The sequence below is a fragment of the Candidatus Chloroploca mongolica genome (assembly GCF_004762035.2).
In the GTDB taxonomy this organism is placed as follows: Bacteria; Chloroflexota; Chloroflexia; order Chloroflexales; family Chloroflexaceae; genus Chloroploca; species Chloroploca mongolica.
On sequence record NZ_SIJK02000010.1, the window covers coordinates 116,483 to 130,630 of the forward strand.

Annotated in this window: 10 protein-coding genes; 4 read left to right on the forward strand and 6 right to left on the reverse strand. The window is 57.7% G+C overall.

The window, feature by feature from the left end:
- The first annotated feature begins 211 nt into the window (after window positions 1-211).
- From EYB53_RS07875 to EYB53_RS07890, 4 genes are all read left to right on the forward strand, one after another.
- A complete protein-coding gene (locus EYB53_RS07875; protein WP_135477657.1) occupies window positions 212-2,254 on the forward strand; it encodes a monovalent cation:proton antiporter family protein in 2,043 nt (680 codons plus the stop codon).
- Window positions 2,251-3,717 (forward strand): potassium/proton antiporter, encoded by a 1,467-nt coding sequence (locus tag EYB53_RS07880; protein ID WP_135477658.1) that lies wholly within the window; start codon window positions 2,251-2,253, stop codon window positions 3,715-3,717. The genes EYB53_RS07875 and EYB53_RS07880 overlap by 4 nt, the downstream gene beginning before the upstream one ends.
- A 30-nt stretch (window positions 3,718-3,747) precedes the next feature.
- The gene (locus EYB53_RS07885) at window positions 3,748-4,863 is read left to right on the forward strand and encodes a M24 family metallopeptidase (RefSeq protein ID WP_254150958.1); all 1,116 of its coding nucleotides are present in this window, start codon (window positions 3,748-3,750) and stop codon (window positions 4,861-4,863) included.
- A 133-nt stretch (window positions 4,864-4,996) separates the two neighbouring features.
- Window positions 4,997-5,392, forward strand: a complete 396-nt coding sequence (locus EYB53_RS07890) for a GxxExxY protein (protein ID WP_135477659.1) — start codon at window positions 4,997-4,999, stop codon at window positions 5,390-5,392.
- Between the two features lie 138 nt (window positions 5,393-5,530).
- Here EYB53_RS07890 and EYB53_RS07895 read toward each other — a convergent pair whose 3' ends face one another.
- The 6 genes from EYB53_RS07895 to EYB53_RS25560 form a co-directional block, all read right to left on the reverse strand.
- On the reverse strand, window positions 5,531-6,535 hold the full coding sequence (locus EYB53_RS07895) for a DUF3137 domain-containing protein (protein ID WP_135477660.1): 1,005 nt from the start codon (window positions 6,533-6,535) through the stop codon (window positions 5,531-5,533).
- A gap of 5 nt (window positions 6,536-6,540) precedes the next feature.
- Window positions 6,541-7,116 carry a LemA family protein gene (locus EYB53_RS07900; protein ID WP_135477661.1) on the reverse strand — a complete coding sequence of 192 codons (576 nt, stop codon included), beginning with the start codon at window positions 7,114-7,116 and terminating at the stop codon, window positions 6,541-6,543.
- 236 nt (window positions 7,117-7,352) lie between these two features.
- A complete protein-coding gene (locus EYB53_RS07905; protein ID WP_135477662.1) occupies window positions 7,353-9,086 on the reverse strand; it encodes an alpha-amylase family glycosyl hydrolase in 1,734 nt (577 codons plus the stop codon).
- Between the two features lie 8 nt (window positions 9,087-9,094).
- Entirely contained in the window at window positions 9,095-10,963 is a 1,869-nt protein-coding gene (locus EYB53_RS07910; RefSeq protein WP_135477663.1) for a glucosyl-3-phosphoglycerate synthase, read from the reverse strand.
- A gap of 52 nt (window positions 10,964-11,015) precedes the next feature.
- Entirely contained in the window at window positions 11,016-12,251 is a 1,236-nt protein-coding gene (locus EYB53_RS07915; protein ID WP_135477664.1) for a glycosyltransferase family 4 protein, read from the reverse strand.
- Window positions 12,251-14,017, reverse strand: a complete 1,767-nt coding sequence (locus tag EYB53_RS25560) for an amylo-alpha-1,6-glucosidase (RefSeq protein WP_135477665.1) — start codon at window positions 14,015-14,017, stop codon at window positions 12,251-12,253. Before EYB53_RS25560 ends, EYB53_RS07915 begins: the two co-directional genes overlap by 1 nt.
- Window positions 14,018-14,148: the final 131 nt, after the last annotated feature.

The window sequence follows — 14,148 nt, forward strand, 5'->3', positions numbered from 1 at the left end:
CCCCTACATTGGGGCCGGCACCCCGCCAGGGCACCCGCCAGGGCACCCGCCAGGGGTGCCCCTACATTGGGGCCGGCACCTGTCCGGTAGGGGCACCCCTGGCGGGTGCCCTGGCTTTTTGTGTCCGGTTTCGTATGATGCAATCGCCCTGTGCTTCGGCCCTACTACGATGATTGACAAGCGCGATCCGCTATGTTACCGTTTGCTGCATATGGAACACGACATCTCGCTCATTGCTAATATTGCCATTGCCATTGTGGCGGCTTTTGCCGGCGGCTTGCTCGCACGTCGTCTTGGGATGCCGACGATTGTGGGCTATCTCTTGGCTGGTATGGTGATTGGCCCGTTTACGCCTGGATTTGTTGGTGATGTGGGCGAAATCAGCCAACTTGCCGAACTCGGGGTTATTTTTTTGATGTTCGGCGTGGGGTTGCAATTTTCGCTCAAAGATCTCTGGGCTGTGCGTCAGGTTGCGATCCCTGGTGCGATCCTGCAAATGATCACTGTCGTTGCGCTTGGCTTTGGGCTGACGCAAGCGTGGGGGTGGTCTTTTGGGGCAAGTCTTGTTTTTGGACTCTCGCTTTCGATTTCGAGTACGGTTGTCTTGATGCGTGGGCTGATGGATAACGGGTTGCTGAATACCGATGCAGGGCGTGTTGTTGTTGGCTGGACGGTACTCGAGGATCTGGCGACGGTGTTGATTCTGGTGTTGCTCCCTACGCTGGTGGTCAGTGGATCAACTGATGAGTCGTCGTGGGTCGCAGTGACAACCGCCCTGCTCAAGGCAGCGGCCTTTATTGGCTTGATGCTTTTTGTGGGGGCGCGGGTGATGCCCTGGTTGATGATTCGCATTGCGCGTACGCGCTCGCGTGAACTCTTTATCCTTGCGGCAGTTGCGGTTTCACTCGGCATTGCGTTTGGAGCAGCCACGCTCTTTGGGGTCTCGCTGGCCCTGGGGGCCTTTCTCGCCGGGGTGGTGCTCGGCGAGTCGGAGGTTGGCCTTCAGGTTGGCAATGAAGTGTTACCCTTCCGCGAGACCTTCGCGGTCATTTTTTTTGTGTCGGTTGGGATGCTCGTCAATCCGCTCTATTTGCTCAATCATGCCGGGGATGTCTTGTTGGTGACGACCTTAATTGTCGTTGGACGCGCCGTCATTGCTTTGAGCCTCGGGTTGATCTTGCCGGTCAGTGGGCGGATTGCGTTGGTGGTGGCCGCCGGGTTGAGCCAGATTGGTGAGTTTGCGTTCATTGTGGGTCAGGCCGGGGTGATGCTGGGGGTGCTCAGTTCTGATCAGTATGCCCTGGTGCTTGCCGGTGCACTGCTGTCGATTATGGTCAACCCGTTGATGTTTCGTGCGGTTCCTCATGCCGAGCGCTTGTTTCAGCGTATCCCTGCGTTCTGGGCCTTGCTTGACCGCCATCCTCCCCCGCCTGATCCACTGGCGAAATCAGTAACTGAGCATGTGGTGGTCGTTGGCTATGGGCGGGTGGGCGAGCATATCATCAATGTGTTGAAACACCTTGGTGTGCCTCATCTTGTGGTTGAAATTGATGCGCGACGGGCCGCTGAGTTCGAGGCGCGAGGGGTGCCGACGCTCTATGGTGATGCAGCAAATTCTGAGGTGTTGACGCATGCGCGCCTTGAACAGGCCCGTGCGCTTGTGGTGACGCTGCCCGATGAGGCGGCTTCGGAGATTGTTGTCGCGGCTGCGCAGGATCTGGCCCCGCATTTGCCGGTGATCGCCAGGGCGGCGACGACCTCGGGGATTGAACGGCTGACCCACCTCGGGGCCAGGGATGTCATCCATCCCGAGCTTGAAGGTGGTCTAGAAGTGATGCGCCACACGCTGTTGAGCCTGGGGTATCCGGCGGGTGAGGTGCAACGTTATGCCGATGCGGTGCGTCGTGATCGTTATGATACGTCGATTTCGACGCCGGAAGAACAGCAGGTGCTTGAACAGTTGCTGCGTACGGTGCGCGGGATGGAGATTGTCTGGTTCACGGTGGGGCATACGAGTTCGATTGTGGGCTTGAGTTTGGCCGAAGCAAACCTACGGGCACGGACGGGTGCTTCGGTCATTGCTTTGATTCGCGCCAAGCAACTGATCGCGAATCCCAAATCAAGCACAACCTTTCAGGTTGGGGATCTTGTGGGCGTGATTGGCGATGCCGAGCAACTGAGTGCGCTTGCGCCTGTGGTGCAGGGGCAACCTGTGGCGCATAGGGTTGATGACGATGCTGAGGTGACGGTATGAGCATGGAATGGACGTTGCTCATTGCGGCTGGTCTGCTCATCTTGAGCATTATTGCCACGCGTGCCTCGAATCGGTTTGGTGTGCCGGGGTTGATCCTCTTTTTAACCATCGGTATTCTCGCGGGGAGCCAGGGTCCCGGGGGCATTGCGTTCGCCGATTACCAACTTGCCCAGACGGTTGGCGTGATCGCGCTGATCTATATTCTCTTTTCGGGGGGCCTCGATACCGATTGGAAGGCCATTCGGCCAGTGCTTGGGCAGGGTATGGTGTTGGCGAACCTTGGCGTGCTGCTCAGTGCAGTCATTGTCGGCCTCTTTGCCATGTGGCTGCTCGGGTTTAGCCTGCTCGAAGCCCTCTTGATTGGCGCCATTGTCTCTTCGACTGATGCGGCGGCTGTCTTTGCCGTGATGCGCGAGCGCGGCGTCAACCTCAAACATAATCTGGAGCCGCTGATTGAGCTCGAGTCAGGCTCGAACGATCCGATTGCGGTCTTTTTGACGTTGGGCTTGACGGGGTTGCTGCTCAATTCTAATGGTTCCCTGTTTGATCTGATCCCCAGCTTTCTGCTGCAGATGACTCTCGGTGCCCTGGGTGGCTATGGACTTGGTCGGTTAGCGGTGGTGATTATTAACCGCATTCGGCTCCAGCAAGAGGGTTTGTATGTCGTTTTGACGCTCGGTCTGACCCTTTTGATTTATGCGGTTGTGTCACTGATTGGGGGCAATGGCTTTTTGGCTGTCTATCTGGCTGGCATTGTCATTGGCAACTATAATCTTGTGCATAAGCGCTCGATTTTGCGCTTTCACGATGGCGTTGCCTGGCTGATGCAGATCGCGATGTTCCTGACGCTCGGGTTGCTGGTTTTTCCTGCCGAACTTATTCCGGTGGCTGGCAGTGGGTTGTTGCTGGCGCTTTTTCTCGCTTTTGTGGCGCGCCCACTGAGTGTCTTTGCCGCGCTGATCTGGTTTCGTCGTGGCCCTGCCGAGATCTTGATGGTCTCGTGGGCAGGCTTGCGCGGGGCTGTGCCTATTGTCCTGGCGACCTTTCCCTTGCTTGCCGGGGTGCCTCACGCAGGGATGGTCTTTAACCTCGTCTTTTTTATCGTGCTCGTCTCGGTCTTGCTTCAGGGCATGACCATCAGCCACGTCGCCAGATGGCTCAAGCTCAATGCGGATCGTCCGCGCCCACCTGAGACGCAGACCTATGTGCCTGATGTGAGCCTGCGGAGTCGTATGCTTGATATTGTTGTGCCTGCCGACTCGCCGGTGGTCAACAAATCCTTGATTCAGCTCGATCTGCCGCGTGGCTTGCTGGTGGTGCAGATTCAACGGGGCGAAGAGTTGTTGATTCCCAATGGCGGAACGGTGCTGCTGCCTGATGATCATCTGCTGGTGCTGGCTACGCCCGAAATGTTGCCGAAGATCGAGGCGCTGCATGCCCGGGGTGAACTGGTGATACGGTAGGTTGCTGCATGTATGCGAAGGAATGGTGCGATGATGCGTACGCAACGAATCGAACGGATCGTGACCGATGTTGAGGCTCTGGGGCTTGATGGCCTGGTGTTGACGCCTGATGCGAATCTGCACTATTTTACGGGGTTGCATTTTCATCATGGCAAACGCTTGAACCTGATGCTCATTCCGACCAGTGGTGCGTCACCATGCCTGGTTGTGCCTGCGCTTGAACAGATGCAGGCCGAGACAAACGCGCAGCTGCCTGTGCGTCTCTTTCCGTGGGCGGATCAGGATGGGCCATTGGGGGCGCTTGCGGCGGCAGTGACGGCAGCGTTTGGCCGTGACGCCCGTGAGTTGCGTCTGGCGATTGAGCCAGCCAATATGGCGGTGATGCATCTGCGTGCGCTCGAGGCGGTGATGCCGGGGGTGGCGACGTATGATGCGACGCACCTTTTTGCCGGGTTGCGGATGGTGAAGGATGCCGACGAGATGGCTTTGATCGAACGGGCCGTGCAGATCGTCGAGACTGCGCTGCATCGCGTGCTGGCGGAGATCAAGCCGGGCATGACCGAGCGGACACTGTCGCGGATCTGCACCGATGCGATCATCGCCGCAGGTGCCGACGAAGAGAGTTTTGCGAACCTGATAGCCTCAGGCCCCAATGGGGCGAGTCCGCATCATCTGAACAGTGACCGCCCATTGCAACAGGGTGAGTTGATCATTCTTGATTGTGGGGCACGGTATCGTGGCTACGTTTCTGATATCACCCGTACCGTGGCGCTTGGCGAGCCCGCGCCCGAGGCGCGTGAGGTGTATGAACTGGTGCAGAGGGCGAATGCTGCTGGGCGCGCCGCCTGTCGCCCTGGAGCAACTGGTACGACCATTGATGCGGCTACCCGCGACGTTATTGCGCAAGCCGGGTATGGGGAGTACTTCATTCATCGCACGGGCCATGGCTTTGGGCTTGAGACCCACGAGTTGCCGCAGATTGTGGCCGGGAGTGATCAGCCGCTGGTGGCGGGCACGACTTTTACGGTCGAGCCGGGGATTTATTTGCCCGGGCGGTTTGGTGTGCGCATCGAAGACGATATGGTGCTTACCGCTGATGGGGCGCGCAGCCTGACGACGTTTTCGCGGGAGTTGATTGTGTTGTGAGGGGGGCTCACGCGAGGGCGCGAAGGGTTTGATCGTGCAAGTAGGGGCGGCTGCTATAGTCCGCAAATTTTGTCCGCAGATTACGCAGATTACGCAGATTTTCTTATTTGTAGAGTAGACGGATTTTACGATCATGGATCACAACGCGCAACGCGATCCCCAAACCTACGCCCTTATTGGCGCAGCTATGGCCGTACATCGTGAGCTAGGCCACGGCTTTCTTGAGGCCGTGTACCATGACGCGCTGGAGATTGAATTTACGAAGCAAGGCATTCCTTTCTTACGAGAAGTTCCCATTCCGATATACTACAGAAACATTCTCCTCAAGGCAACGTATCGTGCAGATTTCGTTTGTTTTGATGCAGTGATTGTCGAATTGAAAGCAATAGACATGCTCAGCGGCAAAGAAGAAGCTCAAATACTGAACTACCTGAAGGCCAGCAAAAAACACAAAGGGCTACTTCTCAACTTTGGCAATAAAAGTCTACAACACAAACGCATAGTTCTAAATCTACAAGAAAACACCTAAAGAAATCTGCGTAATCTGCGTAATCTGCGGACAAAAACAATTTGCGGATAAATGAGGCGTTTTGAGCTTCAGCCGATCGATCATGCTCGCGACCAGCCCGAGCATGATCGGCTCACGACCATTGGCGGCAACAGATCACTATTGTTTACTCCAGATGCGTGTGTTGAGGTTGAGATCCTCAACAATCGCTGCGGCGAGGCGAATATCTTCGAGGTAGGTCTCGAATTGTTGCATCGAGAGTTGCGCATTGCCCGACCAGAGCCCGGGTGGCTCGAAGTGGTCTTTGGTGGTCGGGATGGCGATGTAGATGTTGGAATTGATAAACGAGATCGCAAGCGGTGTGTTGAGCCGGGTGCGAAACTCGATCAGGCGTTGCATCAGGCTTGTGGAAAGAATATACCGTGCCTCGACCTGATCGGTGGAACGTACCGAGAAGAGTTCCATAAACTCAGGGTCTTCAAGCTGGACGATGCGGTCGCCCTGCCCGATCAGGGTTGTGCCAAAGTTTTGCAGCGTGCGCCCGAAGTCGGCCAAGAGACCACTGCCGCCACTTGGCATAACGATCGTCTGGCCAAGAAAATCCTTGTGAAAATCGCCAATGAAGAAGACGCCTTTGAAAATGGTGTGGTAGGTTGTGGTCGTATTGCCCTTCGAGTCGGTTGACGTCTGCTTGTACTCGGCGTGAATCTCGGAAAAGCGGATATCCGTTGCGCCGACCAGCCCATAAAAGAGATCTTCGCACTTGTAGCGGTCGATGTTGTGGGTATATAACTGGCTAGTGCGGAACTCTTCCCGGGAGATGCCCTGGCCCGGGGCGTACTGCAATGAATCGTCAACCAGTTTGACGAGGCGGGTGATCACATTGTCTTTGAAGGAGCGGCGATAGTTCTCAAAAGCCCCATTCATAAGGGCATTCCAGGCAACAACGGCAAGGGCAATGAGGCCGAAGGCAACGAAGAAGAAGAAGCTTGTGGGCACGATGATCAGGCTAAGGAGGAGCAGGAGGGCTGTGCCGCCAAACAGGCCTAGCCCTACGACCATCGCACGTTGACGGACACTGCGCCGATGCTGCTCAAGCTCGGTTGCAATAGGTTGCAACTCGCGCTCGTAGAGTGATGCAAGCGTTGTCGTATGATCAGTCATCGCCGTTACCTCTGAAACATGCTCTGCACATCAACATTGCGCCGCTCGGCTTCGGCGGCAACAAAGAGCGTGCGTGGCTGCATCCCGATCATGCCGGCAATGATATTGGTCGGCACCATCTGGACGGCATTATTGTAGTCGGTGACCGCCGCATTGTAGGCCCGTCGTGAGGCCGAGATCTGCTCTTCGGTCTCGTTGAGGCTTGCCTGAAGTTGCAAGAAATTCTGACTGGATTTCAGATCGGGATAATTCTCGACTGATACCATCAAACGCCCGATTGCGCCACTGATCTGATTCTCGGTCGCGACGCGTTGTTCGGGGGTAATATCGCCGGCCATTGCCCGCGTGCGCAACTCGGTCAACTCGGTCAGCAAGGCACGTTCGTGGCCCATATAGGTCTGCACGGTCGCGATCAGGTTTGGGATCAGGTCGTAGCGTTTTTTGAGCATCACGTCAATACTGGCGAAGGCCTGATCAACCTGGTTGCGTTTGCCAATCAGACTGTTGTAGAGCACCAGGAACGTGACAGCACCGACGAGGACGATGACGATCAAGAGGATAAAGATGAGAGATCCGCCCATAATGAATTTCTCCTTCGACAAGCAGTTAGGAAGTAGAAAATAGGAAGTAGAGCCGACCGCATCAGGATGCGATGCACGCCTTCGAACTGTACCATAGCTTGAAACCTTGGCTTAGGCACAAGCCGATCTGTTGATAGAACGACGCGCAAGGGGGAAATGTTGCACCAGGCAGGGCAGCGCGTACGCGCTGCCCTGCCTGGTGCATTGTGCGTTTTGCTGAAGTGACAACCACTTTGCTAGCTCACGGTGAGCCAGCGTACCTGGTATGGTTCCAGGGTACACGTTGAGCCGGTGAGGGTCATGGGTGTGCCGCTGATCAGATCGAGCATGGTGCTGGTTGGATCCGTTGGCAGGGTGATTTGCCGGGTTGTGGCGCTGACATTATGAAGACAGAGGATGCGCTGGCTGCCGTCGGGGGCCTGGCGTTCGACGGCGAAGATGGCGGGGTCGAGATCGTGGATCTGCTGGCTGCCGTTGGGGTGAAAGGCGGGTGCAGCGCGGCGCGTGCGGATAAGGTGAGCCATGCGGGCGAGCACTGTTCCTTCACGTCGGGTAGGATCGGCGAGCCGCGCCGTTAGTTCGGCGAGCCCCCATTTTTCGCGATTGAGCCGCCGGTGGATGCCACTGGCTTGTAGGCCGGGGTGATAGTTGCCTGACCCGACCAGGCTGTGGATGTAGACCCCGGGGACGCCCTGGAGGGCCAGCATGATTGCCTGCGAGGCGATGAAGCGGTCGATTTTACGGGTGACAGGTTCGTCGCTCGCCGGGTCAGAGAGCGCATCAAACCATGTGCTATTGATTTCATACGGACTCTGCGAGCCATCGGGGTTGGACTTATACGAGACACGCCCCCCGTGGCTCTCGATCTGGCCACAGAGCGCCCCGATCTCGGCCTGACTCAAGATGCCGGTGGCAGGCACGACGCCGATGCCGTCGTGCGAGGCGAGGAAGTTGAAGAAGGTTGTTGTTGACGATGGCAGGCTTAGCCCGGCGGCCCATCCACTGAGTTGACGGGCGTCGCCGGTTGCAAAGCTATGCAGCACCAGGGGGGCCAGAGGGAACTGGTAGACAAGCTGGGCCTCGTTGCTGCCGTCGCCGAAATAGCTGATATTGTCGGCGTGGGGCACGTTGGTCTCGGTGATCAGCAGCACATCGGGGGCAACGTGATCGAGGACCGCCCGCCAGAACTGGACGACCTGATGGGTTTGGGGGAGATGGATGCACCGCGTGCCGACCTCCTTCCACAAATAGCCGATAGCATCAAGCCGGATCAGACTGGCACCTCTGGCGACATACTCCAGCAGCACGGCGGTCATCTCGAGCAAAAGCTCGGGATTGGCAAAATTGAGGTCGATCTGATCGGCACTGAAGGTTGTCCAGATATGCCGCACCCCCGTCGGCGTCTTGAAGGGCGTCAGGAGTGGCGAGACGCGGGGGCGGGTGACCTGGCGAAGATTGGTGTTGGGGTCGAGGCTGAGAAAGCGTGCCTCGGCACCGGGCGCGCCAGCGAGCAGATCGCGAAACCAGGTGCTACTGGCCGAAATATGGTTGACCACCGCGTCGAACATCAGGCGATACCTAGACCGTAACGCCTGAATGTCGTCCCAGGTGCCGAGTTCGGGATCAACCGCCGTATAGTCAACCACCGAGAAGCCATCGTCAGAGGTGGAGGGATAGAAGGGCAGGATGTGAACGCCGCTGCCAATATCATCAAACGGGCCAGCCAACGCCGCTGCCAGACTTTGCAGCGGCGTGCGTTCTGGCTCGCGGAACTGATCGCCATAGGTGATCAGGATGATATCGTCGGCGGTCAGGCGTTCGTCGGGTGGGCGTGCCGGGCCGGGTTGAGGGTAGCGTGAGGCATAGGCCTGAAGCATCGTCAGCAAGCGCTGGCTGGTTAGCTGGCTCACGTCGGCCCCGTAGAGAGAGGCGAGCAGCGCCTCGATCCGGTTCTGGGCTGTTTCACGCATCGTTGAGCCTACCTTTCCTGACGTGGTTCAGCTTCACTTTCGAGCCCGCGCAGACGGCGATACTCGGGGATATGCACCATAGCTGGGCGCTCGTGGTCGCGAATTTCGCGCAGTTCGAGGTGGAACCCACCATCGTCGCGCTGGGTAATCAGCTTCATCGTCTGGTTCACGGGCTCAAGCAGGCTAACACGCTGGCGCTGTTCCATGCGTTGAATGACCACCTGGGTAATCGCAAAGGCCATCTTCGAGAGCGAGACCAGCGTTTGATTGCGATGCACCCGTTCGAGCAGGTCAACCTGGGCCAGCGCGCCGAGGCCATACCGTTCGAGCAGATCGATCAGCATCCCGGTTTCAACGCCATAGCCGGTAAAGAAGGGAATCTGCTCGAGGGCGGTGCGCCGTCCGGCATACTCACCCGAGAGTGGTTGCAGCATACCCGAGAGCTCGGGGTAGAAGAGATTGAGCAGTGGGCGTGCGGTCAACTCGGTGACACGGCCACCGCCGCTGGCGGTCAACTGATCGCCAAACTGAAGCGGGCGACGATAAAAGCCCTTCGTATAGACGAGGCGGCGATCGTGGAGCAGCGGGCCAAGCACACCGAAGACAAAACGGGGATGGAAATTCCTGATATCGGTATCGCACCAGGCAATCAGATCGCCATTGAGCACATAGAGACTCTTCCAGAGCGCCTCGCCCTTGCCGACAAACGCACCATACTGGGGCAAGATCTCTTGATGGGCATAGACAGGAACGCCGAGGCTCGCGGCGATCTCGCGGGTACGATCATCAGAGCCACTATCAATCAAGATCAGTTCATCAAGAATTGGTGTCTCGGCAACGAGTTGCGCCTGCAGTTGCTCGATAATCGGCCCGATCGTCTCTTCTTCATTGAGCGTTGGCAGGGCGAGGCTAATCGTCACCCCCTGTTGTTGCTTGAGCGCGAGCAAGCGTTGCAGATCTTCAAACTCAGACGAGCTAAAGGTATTTTCGGCGAACCAGCGATCAACGGTTGCCGAGAGATCGCGATTCTGCTGCCAGATCTGTTGGGCGCGTTCTTCGGCCTGGGCCATCGGGTGGCGCACCAAAACGACGGTCGTGTCAGCGTGGCGCAAAATCCGGTCGGCAAGGGGGCCAAGCGGGGCTTCGGGATCGCCCTGACGCCCAGTGACGCCGAGCACAATCGCCTGATGGTCAGGGGCCTCAGAAAGGATCGCCTGTTCGGCGGGAATGGTGCGTTCGAGCCAGCGTGTGACCCGGGGCATCGTACGGAGCGCCTGGAGGCTTTCGCGCACGGCGACATTATCGGGCATGCGTGGATTCGCCGCATAGAGCACACTAATCGCGGCCTCGTGCTGTTCTGCCAGGGCCAGCGCGACTTCGCAGGCCAGCGGCGTATGCGGGCCACCGCGTACTGGCAAGAGCACGCGACGCCAGCGTTCGCCATCTTGCAAACGAATCACCACCACATCGCAGGGCGGTTCACGCAACAGCGTATCAATTGGTGGTCCAAAGAGCCGTTCCGACGAAGACTGATCAGCCTGCCAGCCGAGCAAAATCATCCCAGCGGCCTGTTCTTTGGCGGCGGTACGAATGCCCTCGGTCAGATCGTGGGCCACCATAATCATCGTACTGACGGGAACCCCCGAGGCATTCAGGTCTCTGAGGGTATCATAGCCAGCGCGGATGCGACGAGTTTCGAGCATTCCATCGCTCAACGGTTGACCTTCGGGAACCTGGGCAATGCCGAGGATAATCACACGCCCATTGTGATGATGGGCGAGGGCCGCAGCCGTCGGCAACAGCACCTGAACCTTATCGGGGTCACGGGTTGGCATGAGCACCACAAAATCGCCATTTCCATTGTGTGTCTGAGTCATAATTTCCTCTCGCCGTAGCTAGGGTTGTGACGACAGTTGCCTGGTGATGGGCTTAGCCATCAGCAAGCAAGGGAGCAATCTCACGGTGAAAGATCGCCTCCCAGGTGTAGTGTGTGCGCACCCGCTGTTTCAGCGCGGTGCGTGGATCGGCGGCAAACACGGACGCCATGCGCCTGGCGATCTGGTCTGGTGGCTCGTCAAGCTGGAAATAGGTGGCGGCATTGCCAGAGGTCGCCCGCAGGGGCGGAATATCGCTACAGAAGATGGGCAGATTGACCAGACCAGCTTCGAGCATTGGGATGCCGAAACCCTCGTAGCGACTCGGAAAGAGGAGCCCGTCGGCCAGACGAAAGAGTTCTGCGACCATCGCGTCGGAAACGGGCAGCGGCTGCCCTGCCGCATCGGTATAGGTTTCATAGAGAAAGGCAACATTGGCCCCAGAGGCTTCACGAACGGCGAATAATTCAGCGAGGTAGGCGGCATTGGCTGGGTTGTGTGGCCCTGGTGGCCCGGTGATGACCAGTTGGGGCGCATACCCGTAGGCTTGCAAGCTTCCGGTGATCGCGATCGCCAGTTCAATATTTTTGCGCCTGGTGATCCGTGCGGGCAAGAGCAAGAGCGGATACGCGTGAAGGAGGCCGAGTCGGTTGACCAGTTCCAGGGTGGCAGGCCCCAGATGAAGGAGCGTTGCCAGATCGATGCCAGGGGTAACGACCGTCACTGCGGCGGGATCAAGGCCAAGCAGATCGGCGAGCATCCCCCGTCGATCTTCCGAGACGACGACATAACGAACCCCCGGCCATGGTTGACCCAAGAGATCCCATGGATAGCCGGGGTGGAGTTCGGGCATATACAGTGGATCGAGCCAGGCAAAATCGTGACACCAGGCGAGCATAGGCGGCAGGTGACCGCGGTGGTGCAGACGGTGCAGCGCAGCGGTAAACGCGAGATTTTTGTGCAGACTGAGCACATTATGGACAATCAGGGCCTTGACACCGAGGAGGGCTTCGGCGAGGCGGGTACTCACCTGATCAACCAGGGCCTCAAAGTTCGTGCTGACCTGGCCCTGCGCCAATTCACGGGCAATTGTTTCAAGCAGCGCACCACGTGAGTCAAGCTCGGTGATTGTTACCTGGGTGATACCGGGCGCAGTCGCATCACCTTTGCCTGCAATCATGCGCACGGCATACCCGTTGGCGGCCAGCACCCGTGCATGGGCGGCCATGGTCATTTCGACCCCACCAACATAGGGCGGACCAGCGTAGTGCAAGATAGCCACCGTGTCCACTAGATCTCCCCTCGACTCATACGGATCGCCAGATCAATATAACATGATGCGGACCAGCCAAACATCGGGGCTGCTTTGGGTGGCGGTTCACCCGTCAGTGGATGATAATACTCATAAATATCGCTTTGGCCCATCACCAAGCGCAGCGTGCGTTCGGCGAGCGTCTGGGCCAGATCGCGGTAGCCGGTGCGTTGCAGGGCTTCGACAAAGATATAGTTGATATTGATCCAGACGGGGCCGCGCCACATCTGATTGGGATTGAAGTGGGGATCGCTGATCGCCACCGTCGGCAAGGGATGCGGTGTCCAGAAGGTTCCCGCATCATGGAGATGGGCGACCAAGCGATCATTGATCGCCGGACTCATCTGCCCTGTCCAGAGAGGATAGAGGCTAAAAGGGGTCATCACCTGGACAGGTTGGTGGTGGTGGTGTGACCAGAAGAGCCCGTGCTGGGCATCATAAAAATGCTCGAACATCCGATGCGCCAGGGCCTCGGAACGATGTTTCCACAGTTCGGCCTCACGGTTGCGCCCGAGCAGACGCGCCATTTTTCCTAAAGCTTCCATCTGTAAACAAAGATATGTATTGAGATCGACAGCTTCAACGGGCATGCCATAATCCCAGAGCGGACTATCATCGAGGCCGGAAGAGAAGGGATGGGAATATTGCACAATGCCATCGGCATCGTCATCGTTGAGGCCAAACCACCATGAATTCCAGCGCACCACTGGATCATAGATCTCGCGGAGCATCGCCATATCGCCAGTCTGCGCATAGACCAGCATGGCGACCCAGGCGACAATGGGTGGTTTGGTCACCGCAGCAGCGACGGGTACCTCGAGTTGCGTGATCGTCCCTTCATCGTAGACTGCATCGGGGATCATCCCATCGGGCAACTGATGATCGAGCATAAACTGGATCTGATCGCTCGCGAGGCGAGGATCGGTATAGCGAAAGGCCAGGGCGTGAAAATAGTTATCCCACTGCCACGCACCGACATAGTGAGCCTTGCTGGGGGCGACACTCTCACGGCGAAAATAGCCATACGGCGCGAGGATATTGTTCCCGAGCACCCACCATGCATAGTAGTACTGGGAACGATAGGGCTCGTCAACCGAGGGCACGGCATCGAACCAGCGATGCCAGCGCGACTCGGCGGCGGCGAGCGCCGTACGAAACGGGATGACGGTACGGTCGAGATCCATTCCAGGTTGAATATGCAGCGTAATGGCCGTATCGGCGTCGCCCCGAGCCGTTAAAATAACATCGTAGCCACTGCCATTATGTTCCACCTGATTGAGCACCAGTTCACCATTGGTTGAATAGGCGCAGTTGCGTACCGTCTTGAACTCACCGCCGTAGGCATCGGGACGGGCGAGATCGGGCGAGACGGTAAAGCGAATCCCACTGGCGATACCATTGGGGAGACCAAAACTCACGGTCTGATGATCTTGAAACACAACCCGGAACTCGCCGATCGGTGTCTGAAAGACAAGGGCGTGGGGATAGGTTGTCACCTCAAAACGCACCTGGCGTCCCTCGGCATCAACCAGGCGCAGATTTGAGATAAAAGGCGGTCGTGCGCGATACGAAGAGAGTCCGGGTGTCAGGGCGGTCAGGCGTTCGGCCAGTTTCAGATAGAGCGTATCGGCAACGCGGCGTTCTTGATAGATCAGTAACCGCGAGCCTCGATCGCTAAAAGGGATCTTTTGAAGCCGAATGCGGTTTTCCAGGGCAAGCAGATACGGCGATGCCGGAACATACACAAGCGCTCCTCCATCATGTGAGGTACACGTCGGGCACCGAGGCCCACGGTTGCACCGAGGCTCTAGGGGTTATAAGGGTATTGTACCATCTCTTCGTTTGCCGACGCACGCTGCCAGCGAAGCTGGCAGCG